This is a genomic window from Pseudomonas sp. IT-P253 (assembly GCF_949768125.1).
GTDB lineage: Bacteria > Pseudomonadota > Gammaproteobacteria > Pseudomonadales > Pseudomonadaceae > Aquipseudomonas.
Window position 1 is genome coordinate 49,948 of record NZ_CATKPT010000017.1, and the last position, 16,052, is coordinate 65,999.

Below are 16,052 nucleotides of genomic sequence, written 5' to 3' on the forward strand. Positions count from 1 at the left end.
CCCCGGCACCGTCGGACACTCGGCTTTGGTCGGCCCACACCGATCCTTTGTGAACTACCCATTTCAACAGCGCCCCCTTATGATGTCCCCCAGTCTCTTTACCCTGCGATGACCCATGGCCGACTCTGCTTTTTTCTGCACCCTGTCTCACGAAGGCGTTCTCGCGGTACGCGGCGCGGATGCCAGCAAATTCCTGCAAGGCCAACTGACCTGCAACCTCAATTACCTGAGCGACACCCAGGCCAGCCTCGGCGCCCGCTGCACGCAGAAGGGCCGAATGCAGTCGAGTTTCCGTATCTTGCTGCAAGGTGATGGCGTTCTACTGGCCATGGCCACCGAACTGCTGGAACCGCAACTGGCGGACCTGAAAAAGTACGCCGTGTTCTCCAAATCCAAACTGACCGATGAAAGCGCTGTCTGGGTCCGCTTCGGCGTCGACCATGGCGATGTGGCACTGATCAGCCTCGGTCTTGAGCTGCCGGCAGACACCGACAGTGTTGCGCGCAATGATGGCCTGATCGCCATCCGCGTCTCGCCGGACCGCGCCGAACTCTGGGTTATAGCCGATCAAGCCGACGCCATCAAAGGCAAGCTGTCCGGGCTGCTGGCCGAAAGCGATCTGAATCAATGGCTGCTGGGCCAGATCCGCGCCGGGATCGGTCAGGTCATGCCGGGCACCCGTGAGCTGTTCATCCCGCAGATGCTCAATTTGCAAGCGGTCGGTGGCGTGAGTTTCAAAAAGGGTTGCTACACCGGCCAGGAAATCGTCGCGCGCATGCAGTACCTGGGCAAACTCAAGCGTCGCTTGTATCGCCTGAGTCTGGACGCCAACGAATTGCCTGAGCCTGGCACACCACTGTTTTCCCCGACTCACGGCAGCGCCATCGGCGAAGTGGTGCTGGCCGCCAACGCCGGACAAAACATTGAACTCCTGGCCGTGCTGCAAGCCGAAGCAGCAGAAGGGGGTGATATCCATCTGGGCGCCCTTGAAGGGCCAGCCCTGCACCTGCTCGACCTGCCTTACGAACTGGATCGCGATCGCGAAATCCAGCGCTAACAGCAGCACTTGTTGCAATACCTAGAGAAAAGAAATGAGCGATCTGGCGGAAAAGGTCCAACAGGATGTGGTTGAGGCCATCAATAACGATGACCTGGTCCTGCCAACGTTACCGGAAGTGGCCCTGCAGATTCGCAAGGCCGCTGAAGACCCGGAAGTCAGCGTCAGTACCCTGAGCAAAGTAATCGGTCGCGATACCGCGTTGTCCGCGCGCCTGATCAAAGTGGTCAACAGCCCGCTGCTGCGTGCAACCCAGGAAGTCACGGACCTCCATACCGCGATCACGCGCCTGGGCGTCAATTACAGCAGCAACCTGGCCATCGGTCTGGTCATGGAACAGATTTTCCATGCCCGCTCCGACGTGGTGGAACGGAAGATGCGCGAGGTATGGCGCAAAAGCCTGGAAATCGCCGGGGTCTGTTATGCGCTGTGCCGCAAATACACCCAACTCAAGCCTGACCAGGCGGCGCTTGGCGGACTGGTGCATCAGATCGGCGTGCTGCCTATCCTGACCTACGCCGAAGATCACAATGAACTGCTGTCCGACCCCGTCAGCCTCAACCATGTGATTGACCGTATTCATCCCCTGCTCGGCGACAAATTGCTCAGGGTCTGGGATTTCCCGGAAAAACTGGTGAAGGTGCCGGGGCAATACCTGGACTTCAAACGCCAATCCGATCAGGTCGATTATGTCGATCTGGTGCAAGTGGCCAGTCTGTATTGCCACAGGGATACCGACCATCCTTTGGCCCGAATCGAAGCGCACAACGTGCCGGCGTTCAAGCAGTTGGGGATTGATCCCGAGAACGAGGCGATGTGCAAGGATCTGGAAGAATCGCGGTCGATGTTTTACTGATCGAGACCGGGCCGCCTCCTTCGCGAGCAGGCTCGCTCCCACACTGGATCTGCAACACCCGAGATCCCTTGTGGGAGCGAGCCTGCTCGCGAAGGGGCCATTCCAGACACCGCAAAACTACCCCGCGATAAAACTCACCCGCACCTTCAACCCCGCCGACGCGCCATCATGCAGGCTGATCTGCGCCAGGTGAGCGCGGCAGATCTCGCCGACAATCGCCAGGCCCAGGCCCGAACCGGCCACCTGCTGGTTACGTCGGTAAAAGCGCTCAAAGACCCGATCGCGCTCTTCAAGGGGAATCCCCGGGCCATCATCCTCGACCTCCAGCACGGCCGGCGCGGTGACTCGCAGAATCACGTTTCCGCCCGACGGGGTATGCGCCAGCGCGTTATCCACCAGATTGCTCAATAGTTCGTTCAACAACGTCGGTTCCCCGCGCAGCCACACCGGTTCATCTGCTTCCAGCGCAAGGGCCACGCCACGCGCGTGGGCCAGCGGCGCCATGGCCATGCCCAATTCACGCGCCAACTGACTGAGATCAAGCAGCTGCGCACCGCCCTCGGCAATGGCCCGCGCACCGTTCTCGACCCGTGCCATCGAGAGCAATTGATTAGCCAAATGGGTTAAACGATCGGTACTTTGGGCGGCGTTTTCCAGGGTGTCGCGCCAGGTGTCGGGTTCGCTTGAGCGCAGGCCCAGTTCGAGCCGGGCCTTGAGCGCTGCCAGCGGGGTACGCAGTTCGTGGGCGGCATCGGCAATGAATTGCGCCTGACGCTCGAACTGGACCCGCAGCCGCTCGGTAAAATGATTGAGCGCACGCACCAACGGCCACAATTCCCGCTGCACTTCCACCAACGGCAACGGCCGCAGGTCGTCAGACTGGCGTTCCTCCACCGCTGTGCGCAAACGCTCCAGCGGGCGCAGCGCCGCGCTGACCGCGAACCACACCATCAACAGCGCCCCGACCGCCAGCATGCCCAGACGCAGCAAGGTGTCCGCCGCCAGGCTACGGGCCATACTGACCCGCGCTTCATCGGTTTCCGCCACACGAATTTCCGCCATGCCGTTCATGTTGGGCTCACTCACTGGCTTGAGCAGGCTGACCACGCGCACATTTTGCCCCTGGTATTTGGCGTTGTAGAAACGCGCCAGCGCCGGATAGTCATCAGTGCGTGGCGTGCCTGGCGGCGGCGGTGGAAGGTTTTCGTAACCGGAAATCAGCTTCTGGTTGATGTCGTTGACCAGGTAGAAAATGCGCCCGGCGCTGTCATAGGCAAACGTATCGAGGGCCACGTAAGGCACGTCGGCGCTCAGGCTGCCATCGCGCTGGGACACACCGGCGGCGATGGTTCGCGCCGAGGCCAGCAAGGTCCGGTCGTACGCGGTATCGGCGGCTTCGCGCCCGTTCCAGTACGCGCTCAAACCACTGGCCAGCATCAACACCACCAGCAACAGCGCCAGGTTCCACAACAACCGCCAGCGCAGGCTGCTGGGCCTATGCATCGCGGCTTTCCAGCAAATAGCCGAGGCCGCGGAAGGTCACGATGGCGACGGGCTGACCGTCGAGCTTTTTGCGCAAGCGGTGGACGTAGATTTCGATGGCATCCGGGCTGGCTTCTTCGTCCAGACCAAACACTTGGGAAGCCAGTTGTTCCTTGCTCATTACCCGGCCGGGACGAGCGATCAGGGCTTCAAGAACCGCCTGCTCGCGGGAGGTGAGGGTCAGCAATTCCTCGCCGAGGGTGAAGCGCCGGGTGTCCAGGTCATAGGCCAGTACCCCGCAGCGCTGCTGGCGTTCACCGCCGAGCACACTGCGGCGCAGCAAGGCTTTGACCCGGGCTTCGAGTTCGGTCAGTTCGAACGGTTTGGCCAGGTAGTCATCGGCACCGAGGTTCAAGCCGTGGACCCGGTCCTTGACGTCGCTGCGGGCGGTCAACATCAACACCGGCAGGTTCTTGCCCCGCGCCCGCAAGCGCGCCAGCACTTCGAAACCATCCATGCGCGGCAAGCCGACGTCGAGAATCGCCATGGCGTATTCCTCGCTGCTCAAGGCCAGGTCGGCCGCCACACCGTCGTGCAGCACATCCACGGTCAGCCCGGTGCTCTTGAGCGCCTGGGCGACACTGTCGGCGAGCTGCAAATGGTCTTCGACGAGCAGGACACGCATGGATTTTTACCTCATTCAGGGATGGTCGACGCCATTCTTTGGCGCGGAGTTTACAGCCGCAACCGCCGCTGTGAAGCCCGAAAACCGTGAAAGACTGCTGAAAGGTTAGTGAAAGGTTGAACCGTTAGAGTCGGCCCACGGAGGGTTTCGACTGCCGCTCCTCCGATCGTAGTTTGCAACGTGCTGTGAAATGTAGCTCCCGAAAAACGCCATGAAGCGTTTTCGCCAATAAGAACAATAACCGAGGTACTGCACCATGCTGTCCATACTGCTTCAGACTCGCCCGCCCCACCCTTTCTTCCGATTCCCATCGTTTATGCGTGCCAGCGCCGAAGCCGGCTGCCCAGCGCGAAACCGCCGCACCTGAAACATCCCAAAAAATAAAAACTCCCATGGAGACAACAATGAATCGATCACTGCGCCGTTTCGCCCTCGCCGCCAGCTGTGTGCTGTTTGCCGGCCAATTGATGGCTGAGCCAAAACGCCCGGAATGCATCGCCCCGGCCTCGCCAGGTGGCGGTTTCGACCTGACCTGCAAACTGGCGCAAAGCGCGCTGGTCAACGAGAAACTGCTGACCAAACCGATGCGCGTGACCTACATGCCCGGCGGTGTCGGCGCGGTGGCGTACAACGCGGTGGTCGCACAGCGCCCGGCCGACGCTGGCACGCTAGTGGCGTGGTCCAGTGGTTCGTTGCTGAATCTGGCCCAAGGCAAGTTCGGTCGTTTCGATGAAAACGCCGTGCGCTGGCTGGCCGCCGTCGGCACCAGCTATGGCGCCATCGCGGTAAAAAGCGACTCGCCTTACAAGAACCTCGACGACCTCGTTCAAGCGCTGAAGAAAGATCCGAGCAAAGTCGTGATTGGCTCCGGTGGCACCGTCGGCAGCCAGGACTGGATGCAAACAGCCCTGATCGCCAAGGCGGCCGGGATCAACCCGCGCGACCTGCGTTACGTCGCCCTCGAAGGCGGCGGTGAAATCGCCACCGCCCTGCTCGGCGGCCACATCCAGGTCGGCAGCACCGACATCTCCGACTCCATGCCGCACATCCTCAGCGGTGACATGCGCCTGCTGGCAGTGTTCGCCGACAAACGTCTCGACGAGCCGGAAATGAAAGACATTCCGACCGCCAAAGAACAAGGCTACGACATCGTCTGGCCGGTGGTTCGCGGCTTCTACCTGGGGCCAAAGGTCAGCGACGAAGACTACGCCTGGTGGAAAGACGCGTTCGACAAACTGCTGGCGTCCGAAGACTTCGCCAAGCTGCGCGATCAGCGTGAGCTCTTCCCGTTTGCCATGACCGGCCCGGAGCTGGACACCTACGTGAAGAAGCAGGTCGCGGACTACAAAGTGCTGGCCAGAGAGTTCGGCCTGATTCAGTGATCGCCTTTGTCTAGTGGCCACGCCCCGCCGCTCTGCGGGGCGTGGTACAGGAGTTTCCCATGCTCTTACAACGCATTTTTGCTTCAGTGCTGTTGCTGGCCTGTGTTGGCCTGGCGCTGATGGCGTGGCCGTACCAGGCGGCTTTTTCCTACGAACCGGTGGGACCTCGCGCGTTCCCCCTTTTGATGCTCGGCCTGATGGGGTTGGGATTGCTGTACATGGTGTTTCGGCCGACGCCGATCATCCACAGCGACGACGACCCAAAGCTGGACCGTGAAACCCTGATCAAAATCGGCATCTGTGTGGTGCTGTTGCTGGTTTTCGCCGGCACCTTCGAACCCCTCGGCTTCATTGTCGCGAGCATGTTGATCGGGATCCCGATGGCACGCCTGTATGGCGGCCGCTGGCTGCCCAGCTCGGTGATCATCAGCCTGATGGCCGTCGGCCTTTATCTGCTGTTCGACAAGTTAATGGACGTGCCTCTGCCCCTGGGCGTGCTCGACGTTCTGGAGAACTGATATGGATACTCTTGGCTATTTGGGCCAGGGCTTCGGCGTCGCGCTAAGCCCATACAACCTGGTGACCGCCCTCTGCGGCACCTTAATCGGCACCGTCGTCGGGCTGTTGCCAGGCCTGGGCCCGATCAACGGCGTGGCGTTATTGATCCCGATCGCATTCGCCCTCGGCCTGCCACCGGAATCGGCATTGATCCTGTTGGCGGCGGTTTACCTGGGGTGCGAATACGGCGGCCGGATCAGCTCGATCCTGCTGAACATTCCGGGCGAAGCCTCCACGGTAATGACCACCCTCGACGGTTACCCGATGGCCCGCAAAGGCCTGGCCGGTGTGGCCCTGTCGCTGTCGGCGTGGAGCTCGTTCATTGGTGCGTTCATCGCCACGTGCGGCATGGTGCTGTTCGCGCCGCTGCTGGCGAAATGGGCGATTGCCTTCGGCCCGGCGGAATACTTCGTACTGATGGTGTTCGCGATTGTCTGTCTCGGCGGCATGGCCGGTGACCGACCGCTGAAGACTTTTATTGCGGCGCTGATCGGTCTGTTTCTGTCGAGCGTCGGGATCGACGCCAACAGCGGCGTGTACCGATTCACCGCAGACAATATCCATTTGACCGACGGCATACAGTTTGTGGTGCTGGTACTGGGCCTGTTCTCCATCAGCGAAATCCTCCTGCTGCTGGAAAAAACCCATCGTGGCCAAGAGGCGGTGAAAGCCACCGGACGCATGATGTTCAACTTCAAGGAAGCCTCGGCGGTGTTCCTGGTGAACATCCGTTGCGGTCTGCTGGGTTTCATCATGGGCGTGTTGCCGGGTGCGGGCGCGACACTCGCCAGTGCCGTGGCCTACATGACCGAGAAACGTATCGCAGGCGCCAAAGGTACGTTCGGCCAGGGTGACATGCGCGGCCTCGCGGCACCGGAAACCGCCATCGGTGGCGCGGCCTGCGGCGCACTGGTGCCCATGTTGACCCTTGGCGTTCCCGGTTCGGGCACCACCGCGGTAATGATTGGCGCGCTGTCGCTGTACAACATCACTCCCGGCCCGCTGCTGTTCCAACAGCAACCGGACATCGTTTGGGGCCTGATCGCGTCGTTGTTCGTCGCCAACATCATGCTGGTGATCCTCAACATTCCAATGATCCGCGTCTTCACCCGCATCCTCGCCGTGCCGAACTGGGCGCTGGTGCCGGTGATTGCAATCATTACCGGGATCGGCGTCTACGCGGTGCACGCCACCACATTCGATCTGTTCCTGATGATCGGCATCGGCATCTTCGGTTACCTCCTGCGCAAGCTGGATTTCCCATTGTCGCCGGTACTACTGGGTTTCATCCTCGGCGGTCTGATGGAGCAAAACCTGCGTCGCGCCCTGTCGATCTCCAACGGTGCACTGGAAATCCTCTGGTCCAGCCCGATCACCTTTGGTGTCTGGGTGCTGACGGCGATCATGCTGCTGATGCCGATACTGCGAATCTGGCGCAAACGTTCAGTCGCCCGGCGCACTATCGCCGATGTCTGATCGCTCCCCCTTCAAAACCTGCTGGGGAACCCCGCTGGTCGGTCTGCTGGGCGGGTACCTCGCCAGCCAGATCGGCTGGCCACTGCCGTGGATGGTCGGCTCGTTGCTGGCGATCATCCTCGTGCGCTGCCTGACTCCTTGGCAATTGGCGGAAATCCCTGGCGGCCGCAAGTGCGGCCAGTGGATCGTCGGCATCGGCATCGGCCTGCATTTCACTCCGGTGGTGATGGAACAGGTCCTGAGCCACTTCGGTTTGATTTTCTTCGGTGCGTTGGTCACCAGCCTGTCCGCCGTGGTCGGCGTCTGGTTGTTGCGGCGGACCGGCGAGGATCGCGCCACCGCCTTTTTTTCCAGCATGCCTGGCGGCTCCGGGGAGATGGTCAACCTCGGCGCGCGCAATGGCGCGGTACTCAGCCGCGTGGCGGCCGGGCAAAGTCTGCGGGTGCTGGTGGTGGTGCTGTCTGTGCCGGCAGCATTCAAATATTTGCTGGGCAACGGGGCGCCGGTCTTTCATCCGACCGCCGTCAACGGGTGGTGGCTCGCCCTGCTCTTCCCGGCAGGCGCTTTGGCGGCGTGGATTTGGGAACGTCTTCGTCAACCCAATCCGTGGCTATTCGGGCCGTTGCTGGTGAGTGCAGCGGTGAGCATTGGTTGGGATCTACACATCGGTTTGCCTGACGGCGGCAGTCAGATTGGCCAATGGCTGATCGGCAGCGGCTTGGGTTGCCACTTCAATCGACAGTTTTTCCGGCGTGCGCCTTCGTTTATGGGGCGGACCTTGATCGGGACTGTCCTGACGATGGTGATCGCCACGGCGGCAGCGCTGGGATTGAGTGCGCTTACGCACCTGGATTTGCGTTCCCTGACACTGGGCATGATGCCCGGCGGGATTGCGGAGATGAGCCTGACGGCGGAGACCCTGCAATTGTCGGTGCCGCTGGTGACGGCGATGCAGGTGATGCGGCTGTTGTTTGTGTTGTTTCTGGCGGAGCCGTTGTTCAAGTATTGGAACCGGGTGCCGGACTCCCCCTGACAGACCGAGTTGGCCCCTTCGCGAGCAGGCTCGCTCCCACAGGGCTCGCGTGACCTTTGTGGGAGCGAGCCTGCTCGCGAAGGGGCCAACTCGGTCAGCACATCAAACCGGCGGCAACCGCCACTCGATCGGCGTCTCGCCATTCTGCTCAAGAAACTTGTTGGTCCGGCTGAAGTGCCCACACCCGAGAAAACCGCGATACGCGGACAACGGCGACGGATGCACCGAGGTCAGCACCAAGTGTTTGGTGGCATCGATCAGTTTCTGTTTGCTCTGGGCATGCGCGCCCCACAGCAGGAACACCAGATGCGGCTGGTGCTCGCTCACCACTTCGATAATCCGATCAGTAAAGTGCTGCCAGCCTTTGCCCGCATGGGCGTTGGCAGTCGCGCGCTCCACGGTCATGGTGGTGTTGATCATCAGCACGCCTTGGTCCGCCCAGCTTTGCAGGCATCCGTGGGCCGGAATGTCGATGTTCAGATCGCGTTTCAACTCTTTATAGATGTTCACCAGCGACGGCGGCGCCGGCACCCCCGGTTGCACCGAGAAGCACAAGCCGTGTGCCTGGCCCGGGCCGTGATAGGGGTCCTGCCCGAGGATGACCACCTTGACTTTATCCAGCGGCGTCGAGTTGAGCGCGTTGAAAATCATCGATCCCGGTGGATAGATTTCCTTGCCCGCAGCGCGCTCCTGTTGCAGGAAATTGCGCAACTCTGTCATGTAGGGCTGGTCGAACTCGGCACGCAGTGCCTCCTTCCAGCTCGGTTCGAGTTTGATACGGTCATCAGCAGTCATGGTTACATCCGGCAAAAACAATGGGGCGAACCCTAGGAAAGCCCATCACGCTTGTCAATTGATCTGACGCAGAACCGGCAGTTTCCTGCACAGCGATCATACTGAACGCTCAATTTCCCGATCGAGGTCACGATGAATCTGCACTTCGAAGAACTCACCGGCACCGACGGCGCCCGCATCGGCATCGCCAGCCTGGATGCCGAAAAGTCCCTTAACGCCCTGTCCTTGCCGATGATCAATGCCTTGCGCGATCAATTGGACGCCTGGGCCAAGGAACCGCAAATCGTCTGCGTATTATTGCGCGGCAACGGCGCCAAGGCTTTCTGCGCTGGCGGTGAAGTCCGCAGCCTGGTGGAAGCGTGTCGCGCGCAGCCCGGGGAAGTGCCGCCCTTGGCAGCGCACTTCTTTGCGGCGGAATATCGCCTGGATTTCAATCTGCACACCTACCCGAAACCGTTGATCTGCTGGGGCCATGGCTATGTGCTCGGCGGTGGCATGGGGCTGCTGCAAGGCGCGAGCATTCGCATTGTCACGCCGAGCACCCGGTTGGCGATGCCCGAGATCAGCATCGGCCTGTACCCGGACGTCGGGGCCAGTTGGTTCCTGTCACGACTGCCCGGCAAACTTGGCTTGTTTCTCGGACTGACCGGCGGCCATATGAATGGTCGCGATGCGATCGATCTGGACCTGGCCGACCGCTTCTTGCTCGATGAGCAGCAGGAAGAGCTGATCGAAGGCTTGCTGCAACTGAACTGGCAGGAACAGACACCGATGCAGCTCAACAGTCTGCTCAAGGCCTTGCAGCAGGAAGCGGTCGCGAAGATGCCCGAAGCCCAGTGGTTGCCGCGACGTCAGCAGGTCGACGAGTTGCTGGATGTCAGTGACGTGCGCTGCGCCTGGAAGGCTATCGCCCCGCTACGCGATCACCCGGATCTGCTGCTCAGCCGTGCCGCACGGACCATGAGCGAAGGCTCGCCCCTGACGGCGCATCTGGTCTGGGAGCAGATCGCCCGCGCCAGGCACCTGTCCCTGGCTCAAGTCTTTCAGATGGAATACACCATGAGCCTCAATTGCTGCCGACATCCGGAGTTCAGCGAAGGCGTGCGGGCGCGGTTGATCGACAAGGATCAGAAACCGCACTGGCACTGGCCGGACATCAACAACGTGCCGGATGCGGTGGTTCAAGCGCATTTCCAAAAGGTATGGGAAGGTAGGCATCCCTTGGCGGATCTATAGAAAAACTGTAGGAGCGAGCTTGCTCGCTCCTACAAATATTCGTTGTTATCAGTGGCCATCTCGGCCGTCGCGATAATCGTGACCACCTCGTCCACTGTGATTGTTGCGTCCGCCATTATCACGGTGGTCATTGTCCCATCCGTTACGATTTCGCCCCTCCCATCCGTGATTCTGATAGTCCCGGTGTTCGGCGCGGTACTCGGCCCGGGGTGCCGCCTGGTAGTAGCGCGGTGCCGGCTGGTAGATCCGCGGCTGCGGGTAATATCGCGGCGTTGGCTGGTAATAGCGCGCTGGCGGTACGTAGTACCTGGGTGGTGGCGAGTAATAACCCCCGCCACCTGAATAGTAAGAGCCGCCCCCGACGTAATAGGCAGGCGCTGGGGAGGTGTAGACCTCGGAACTGTAGTAGCTGGCTCCTTCATCGGAATAGGGCACGCATGCACCAAGAGATAATCCCAATATTGCGATCAGAAGAATTGGGCGGAGCTTTTTTCGACAGAGCATGGCGGCCTCCTGGACCGCGAGTGAGCCACACCAGCGACGCTGGCAGGCGACCGTCAATTATTCGGTGACTGTCGAAAGATCAGACATCGAATTCGAAATCTGGTGCGGTCTCGTAACAACTTGAAACATCTCGCCGATGAAAGGTTTTTCATCTATTCACAGGCTGATTAATGGCGCCCACGGTAATAGCTACCGCCGTAATGCGGTCCGTGTCCGCCGTAGTAATGGTAGCCACGACCACCGTAATAACGGGGGCCGTAATACCCGCCGTAGGAGTAAGGCCAGTAATAGCCACCGTAGAAGTAAGGCGAGTAATAGCCTGGGTAGTAGTAAGGCGAATAATAGCCGGGGTAGTAATAAGGTCCGGGGTACACATCGGCAGGGCCTGCGTAGTAGCACGCTGAAAGACCTAAACCGAAAAACGCACTGAGCAATATTCGACGCAACATGATGGACTCCGGGAAAGCCCGCGACAGCGCTCCTATCTTTTGACTTGAAAATAAGAATCGAGTGCGGCTCGGCAAAAGCCTTCGGATCAGCGGCCGGCACGTCCCATTGCGGTGCGCCAGCGCACCATCACAAAGCAACACGACCACCCTGTTCACACTCATCAATTGCGAAATCCCCGAGCCAGAGCGCTCCCGACCAACTTGGCACGGCGCTCGCTTTAGCAAAGACGTGCAAGAGTCATTACAGGTTCGCGGCACCACATTTTGCAATGGCTGACTAGGGTTCCGGCTCGCTTGGGCGAGTGACTGGTCCGAGAGTTGGCGACCTCCAGTTGAGGTTACACGGCGGGACAAAAGCCCGGGAGACAAGCCACCGTTCGCGGTGCCGCATTGACTCCTGCCCGCCCTTTATCAACTGGAGAACCAACATGTCCCAACTTCGTTTACCCGCCCTCCTCGCCGCTGCGTTCGCAGCTTTCGTGAGTTTCTCGTCCCAGGCCGCGCAGAAAGACCATTTCAGCGTCTGCTGGACTATCTACGCTGGCTGGATGCCTTGGGAATATGCTGGAAGCCAAGGCATCGTCGACAAATGGGCGAAAAAATACGGCATCACGATCGATGTGGTGCAGCTCAATGACTACGTCGAATCCATCAATCAGTACACCGCTGGCCAGTTCGACGGTTGCACCATGACCAACATGGACGCGCTGACCATCCCGGCGGCCGGTGGCGTCGACAGTACCGCGCTGATCGTCAGCGACTTTTCCAACGGCAACGACGGCATCGTGGTCAAGGGCGACGGCAAGAAAGTCACCGACCTCAAAGGCATGGACGTCAATCTGGTGGAACTGTCGGTGTCCCATTACCTGCTGGCCCGGGCGCTGGACTCGGTCGACCTTACCGAGAAAGACCTGAAAGTCGTCAACACCTCCGACGCCGATATCTCGGCGGCCTTCAACACCGACCAGGTCAAAGCCGTCACCACCTGGAACCCGATGCTGTCGGACATCAAGGCCAAACCCGGCGTCAGCGAAGTCTTCAACTCCAGCCAGATCCCCGGCGAAATCATGGACATGATGGTGGTCAACAGCACCACCCTCAAAGACAACCCGGCCCTGGGCAAAGCGCTGACCGGCGCCTGGTTTGAAGTGGTTGAGCTGATGAACGAGAAAAACGCCGCCAGCAAAGCGGCACTGGAACACATGGCCAAAGCCTCTGGCACTGACCTGGCCGGCTTCCAGTCGCAACTCGACACCACCAAACTGTTCGCCACCCCTCAAGAAGCGTTGGCGTTCTCCACCAGCAAGCAACTACCGGACACCATGCGCAAAGTGGCCGAGTTCTCGTTCCAGCATGGCTTGCTCGGTCAAGGCGCCAAGGACACCAGCGCGGTCGGCATGGCCTTCGCCAATGGTGTGATCAGCGGCGACAAGGCCAACCTCAAGCTGCGCTTCGACCCGAGCTACGTGCAGATGGCCGCTGACGCCAAGCTCTAAGAGGACTTGGCCATGCGCCTGATCAATCGCCACCCGGATCGCCCGAGTCGCCTGCTGTTGGTGATCCTGCCGTTCGCCCTGGTGCTGTTCGCCTATTTCATGGGCTCGGCCGCGCGACTGACGGACAACCCCAACGACAAACTGCTGCCGAGCACCGTGCAGATGACCGACGCGGTGCAACGCCTGGCCTTCGTCGCCGATACCCGCACCGGTGAATATGTGCTGTGGCAAGACACCGCCTCCAGTCTAAGGCGGCTGGCCATCGGCCTCGGTATCAGCGCGCTGGCCGGGTTGTGCCTGGGCATCGCCGCCGGCACGCTGCCGCTGTTTGGCGCCCCGTTGTCGCCGTTGCTGACCGTGTTGTCGATGGTGCCACCGCTGGCGATTCTGCCGATTCTGTTCATCGTGTTCGGGCTGGGGGAGTTGTCGAAAGTGATGCTGATCGTGATCGGCGTCACCCCGTGCCTGGCGCGGGATCTGGAACAGCGCGCCCGGGAAATACCCGTCGAACTGCTGATCAAGGCCCAGACCCTCGGGGCCTCGACCTGGACGCTGATGCTGCGGGTGGTGCTGCCACAATTGCTGCCACGCCTGTTGATCTCGCTGCGGCTGATGCTCGGTTCGGCGTGGCTGTTCCTGATCGCCGCCGAAGCCATCGCCTCCACTGACGGCCTTGGCTATCGGATCTTCCTGGTGCGCCGCTACCTGGCGATGGACGTGATTTTGCCCTACGTGGTCTGGATCACCCTGCTCGCCTGGCTGATGGATTGGGGCCTGAAGCGCCTGACCCAACGCGCGTTCCCTTGGTATGAAGGAGCCCGCGCATGAGCTTCATCACGGTGAAAAACGTCTGGCAGCAATACGCTGATCAGGTGGTGCTCGAAGGCCTGAACCTGAGCGTCAACGAGGGTGAGTTCTGCACACTCGTCGGCGCTTCGGGTTGCGGCAAGTCGACCTTTCTGCGGCTGCTGCTCGGCCAGGAGCGCGCCAGTCGCGGCGAGATTCTGCTGGACGGCCAAACGCTGGCCGGCGAACCGGATTCGAGTCGCGGCGTGGTGTTCCAGCGCTACTCGGTGTTCCCGCACCTGACGGTGCTGGACAACGTCACCCTCGGCCTCGAACTGCCGCACTCGCCGCTGCTCGGGCGCTTGTTCGGCAGCGCCAAACGCGAGGCTCGGGAACAGGCCTCGGTGCTGCTGCACAAAGTCGGTCTGGGCCATTCGCTGGACAAGTACCCGGCGCAACTCTCCGGCGGCATGCAACAACGACTGGCCATCGCCCAGGCGCTGATCATGAAGCCTCGGGTATTGCTGCTCGACGAGCCGTTCGGCGCCCTCGATCCGGGCATCCGCAAGGACATGCACATGCTACTGCTGGAGCTGTGGCGCGAAACGCAACTGACCGTGTTCATGGTCACCCATGACCTGTCCGAAGGTTTCAGCCTGGGCACTCGTCTGCTGGTGTTCGACAAGGTCCGCGTCGACCCGCATGCCCCGGGGGCCTATGGCGCGCGCATCACATATGACATCCCTTTGAACAGCGACCGCCGCGTCCAGCGTGCCGCCGTCGACGCTTTGCCGGCACCGCTGGCAGGCACGCTTCGTATCGCTTAGAGGAATTTTGCAATGACTGATTCGACTCAACTGTTCCCACCGTTTGCCGAAGAAACACTCCCCGGCGGCGGCCACCGTTCCTTCGTGTTGAAGCGCGGCCAATTGCTGCGCCTGACCGACCTGCGCGGTGGCGCCAACGTCAGCCTGACGCTGCTCAACGCCAATGAAAAAACCGAACGCCTGAACCTGCCCGACAGCCTTAAATGCCAACACACCGCCAAACTCACCACCGGGCATTGCTTGTACTCGGACATGGGCCGCGTGCTGGCCGCCATTACCGCCGACACCTGCGGCTGGAGCGACAGCCTCGGCGGTGTGCTCTGCGCTGAAGAGGTCGCGGAAAAATACGGGGCCGGCCGCTATCAGGAACTGCGCAACGGCTTCTTCCGCAACGGCACCGACAACTTGTTGGTTGAGTTGGGCAAATGGGGGTTGGGCCTGTCCGATCTGCTGATGACCCTGAATTTGTTCAGCCGCGTGAACGTCGATGATGCGGGGCGTTTCCACTTCGTCGAAGGCCATTCCAAGGCCGGCGACTACATCGAGTTGTACGCGCCGATGGACACGCTGGTGGTGCTCACCGCGCTGCAACACCCGATGGACCCGTCGCCACAATACGCACCCAAACCGCTGAAACTCAGCTGGATGAACGCTGACGCCAGCGTTGCCGAACACTGCCGCACCTCGCGCCCGGAAAACGAGCGCGGCTTCGTCAACACCGACCGCCTGTTCGCCTGAGGATCGCTGCCATGTCACTTGCAAATGCTACCGCTGTTGTCACCACAAGCAGGCAACCCGACGCCGCGATCTACCGCGCGACCATCCCGGCCGGCGAACCGTGGCTGATGGAAGTCAAGGCGGGCCAGACCCTGCGCATCCTCGACCTGGAAGGCAACCAGGCCGTCGATACATTGTTCTATAGCGTCGCCAATCCGAAGGAACGCTACGACGTGCAACGCACATTGCGTCGGCAGAACAGCGTCTACCTGAGCATCGGCAGCGTGCTCTATTCCAACCTCGGCAAACCGATGCTGACTATCGTCGCCGACACCTGCGGGCGCCACGACACCCTCGGCGGTGCCTGCGCGCAAGAGAGCAACACCGTGCGCTACGCCTTGGAGAAACGCTACATGCACAGCTGCCGCGACAATTACCTGCGCGCCTGCGTCCACGACGGACGACTGGGCAAGGGCGACATCGGGCCGAACATCAACTTCTTCATGAACGTGCCGGTCACGGCGGACGGAGGGCTGACCTTTGAAGACGGGATTTCGGCACCGGGCAAATACGTCGACCTGCGGGCCGAAATGGACGTGATCGTACTGATCTCCAACTGCCCGCAACTGAACAACCCGTGCAACGCCTACAACCCGACGCCTGCGGAGCTGCTGGTATGGAACTGAAACTCACCCGCTTGCGCCATTGGTTGT

17 protein-coding genes and 1 riboswitch are annotated in these 16,052 nt (G+C 60.9%); of the genes, 12 read left to right on the forward strand and 5 right to left on the reverse strand.

Features of this window, described 5'->3' with window-relative positions; translation table 11 throughout:
- Positions 1-115 precede the first annotated feature (115 nt).
- A complete protein-coding gene (locus ACM6IR_RS11155) occupies positions 116-1,057 on the forward strand; it encodes a YgfZ/GcvT domain-containing protein (RefSeq protein ID WP_414907755.1) in 942 nt (313 codons plus the stop codon).
- A 34-nt stretch (positions 1,058-1,091) separates the two neighbouring features.
- The gene (locus ACM6IR_RS11160) at positions 1,092-1,913 is read left to right on the forward strand and encodes an HDOD domain-containing protein (protein WP_414907756.1); all 822 of its coding nucleotides are present in this window, start codon (positions 1,092-1,094) and stop codon (positions 1,911-1,913) included.
- Positions 1,914-2,030: 117 nt separating this feature from the next.
- Here ACM6IR_RS11160 and ACM6IR_RS11165 read toward each other — a convergent pair whose 3' ends face one another.
- Both ACM6IR_RS11165 and ACM6IR_RS11170 read right to left on the reverse strand, forming a co-directional pair.
- The gene (locus tag ACM6IR_RS11165) at positions 2,031-3,416 is read right to left on the reverse strand and encodes a sensor histidine kinase (protein ID WP_414907757.1); all 1,386 of its coding nucleotides are present in this window, start codon (positions 3,414-3,416) and stop codon (positions 2,031-2,033) included.
- On the reverse strand, positions 3,409-4,080 hold the full coding sequence (locus ACM6IR_RS11170; RefSeq protein ID WP_133837442.1) for a response regulator: 672 nt from the start codon (positions 4,078-4,080) through the stop codon (positions 3,409-3,411). Before ACM6IR_RS11170 ends, ACM6IR_RS11165 begins: the two co-directional genes overlap by 8 nt.
- A gap of 404 nt (positions 4,081-4,484) precedes the next feature.
- Between ACM6IR_RS11170 and ACM6IR_RS11175 the strand changes: the two genes are divergently transcribed.
- From ACM6IR_RS11175 to ACM6IR_RS11190, 4 genes are read left to right on the forward strand one after another with little or no spacing between them, the layout of a single operon-like run.
- Complete coding sequence (locus ACM6IR_RS11175; protein WP_414907758.1) at positions 4,485-5,462, forward strand: Bug family tripartite tricarboxylate transporter substrate binding protein; 978 nt, start codon at positions 4,485-4,487, stop codon at positions 5,460-5,462.
- A 59-nt stretch (positions 5,463-5,521) separates the two neighbouring features.
- A complete protein-coding gene (locus ACM6IR_RS11180) occupies positions 5,522-5,980 on the forward strand; it encodes a tripartite tricarboxylate transporter TctB family protein (RefSeq protein ID WP_414907759.1) in 459 nt (152 codons plus the stop codon).
- 1 nt (position 5,981) lies between these two features.
- A complete protein-coding gene (locus ACM6IR_RS11185; RefSeq protein WP_414907760.1) occupies positions 5,982-7,496 on the forward strand; it encodes a tripartite tricarboxylate transporter permease in 1,515 nt (504 codons plus the stop codon).
- The gene (locus ACM6IR_RS11190; protein WP_414907761.1) at positions 7,489-8,529 is read left to right on the forward strand and encodes an AbrB family transcriptional regulator; all 1,041 of its coding nucleotides are present in this window, start codon (positions 7,489-7,491) and stop codon (positions 8,527-8,529) included. Before ACM6IR_RS11185 ends, ACM6IR_RS11190 begins: the two co-directional genes overlap by 8 nt.
- A 102-nt stretch (positions 8,530-8,631) precedes the next feature.
- Here ACM6IR_RS11190 and ung read toward each other — a convergent pair whose 3' ends face one another.
- The gene (gene ung / locus ACM6IR_RS11195; protein ID WP_414907762.1) at positions 8,632-9,324 is read right to left on the reverse strand and encodes a uracil-DNA glycosylase; all 693 of its coding nucleotides are present in this window, start codon (positions 9,322-9,324) and stop codon (positions 8,632-8,634) included.
- 132 nt (positions 9,325-9,456) lie between these two features.
- Here ung and ACM6IR_RS11200 point away from each other — a divergent pair, with 132 nt between their 5' ends.
- Positions 9,457-10,560, forward strand: a complete 1,104-nt coding sequence (locus ACM6IR_RS11200) for an enoyl-CoA hydratase/isomerase family protein (protein ID WP_414907763.1) — start codon at positions 9,457-9,459, stop codon at positions 10,558-10,560.
- Between the two features lie 48 nt (positions 10,561-10,608).
- Here the strand turns inward: ACM6IR_RS11200 and ACM6IR_RS11205 are convergent, their stop codons facing one another.
- The gene (locus tag ACM6IR_RS11205) at positions 10,609-11,064 is read right to left on the reverse strand and encodes a hypothetical protein (RefSeq protein ID WP_414907764.1); all 456 of its coding nucleotides are present in this window, start codon (positions 11,062-11,064) and stop codon (positions 10,609-10,611) included.
- A 167-nt stretch (positions 11,065-11,231) separates the two neighbouring features.
- A complete protein-coding gene (locus ACM6IR_RS11210) occupies positions 11,232-11,513 on the reverse strand; it encodes a hypothetical protein (protein ID WP_414907765.1) in 282 nt (93 codons plus the stop codon).
- A 266-nt stretch (positions 11,514-11,779) separates the two neighbouring features.
- Positions 11,780-11,880: riboswitch (guanidine-I (ykkC/yxkD leader) on the forward strand.
- 61 nt (positions 11,881-11,941) lie between these two features.
- On the opposite strand from ACM6IR_RS11210, the gene ACM6IR_RS11215 reads away from it, so the two are divergent.
- From ACM6IR_RS11215 to ACM6IR_RS11235, 5 genes are read left to right on the forward strand one after another with little or no spacing between them, the layout of a single operon-like run.
- Positions 11,942-13,009 (forward strand): putative urea ABC transporter substrate-binding protein, encoded by a 1,068-nt coding sequence (locus tag ACM6IR_RS11215; protein ID WP_414907766.1) that lies wholly within the window; start codon positions 11,942-11,944, stop codon positions 13,007-13,009.
- A 12-nt stretch (positions 13,010-13,021) separates the two neighbouring features.
- The gene (locus ACM6IR_RS11220) at positions 13,022-13,837 is read left to right on the forward strand and encodes an ABC transporter permease (RefSeq protein ID WP_414907767.1); all 816 of its coding nucleotides are present in this window, start codon (positions 13,022-13,024) and stop codon (positions 13,835-13,837) included.
- The gene (locus ACM6IR_RS11225) at positions 13,834-14,622 is read left to right on the forward strand and encodes an ABC transporter ATP-binding protein (RefSeq protein ID WP_414907768.1); all 789 of its coding nucleotides are present in this window, start codon (positions 13,834-13,836) and stop codon (positions 14,620-14,622) included. The genes ACM6IR_RS11220 and ACM6IR_RS11225 overlap by 4 nt, the downstream gene beginning before the upstream one ends.
- A gap of 12 nt (positions 14,623-14,634) precedes the next feature.
- Entirely contained in the window at positions 14,635-15,360 is a 726-nt protein-coding gene (locus ACM6IR_RS11230; RefSeq protein ID WP_414907769.1) for an urea amidolyase associated protein UAAP1, read from the forward strand.
- An 11-nt stretch (positions 15,361-15,371) separates the two neighbouring features.
- A complete protein-coding gene (locus ACM6IR_RS11235) occupies positions 15,372-16,025 on the forward strand; it encodes an urea amidolyase associated protein UAAP2 (RefSeq protein ID WP_414907770.1) in 654 nt (217 codons plus the stop codon).
- Positions 16,026-16,052: the final 27 nt, after the last annotated feature.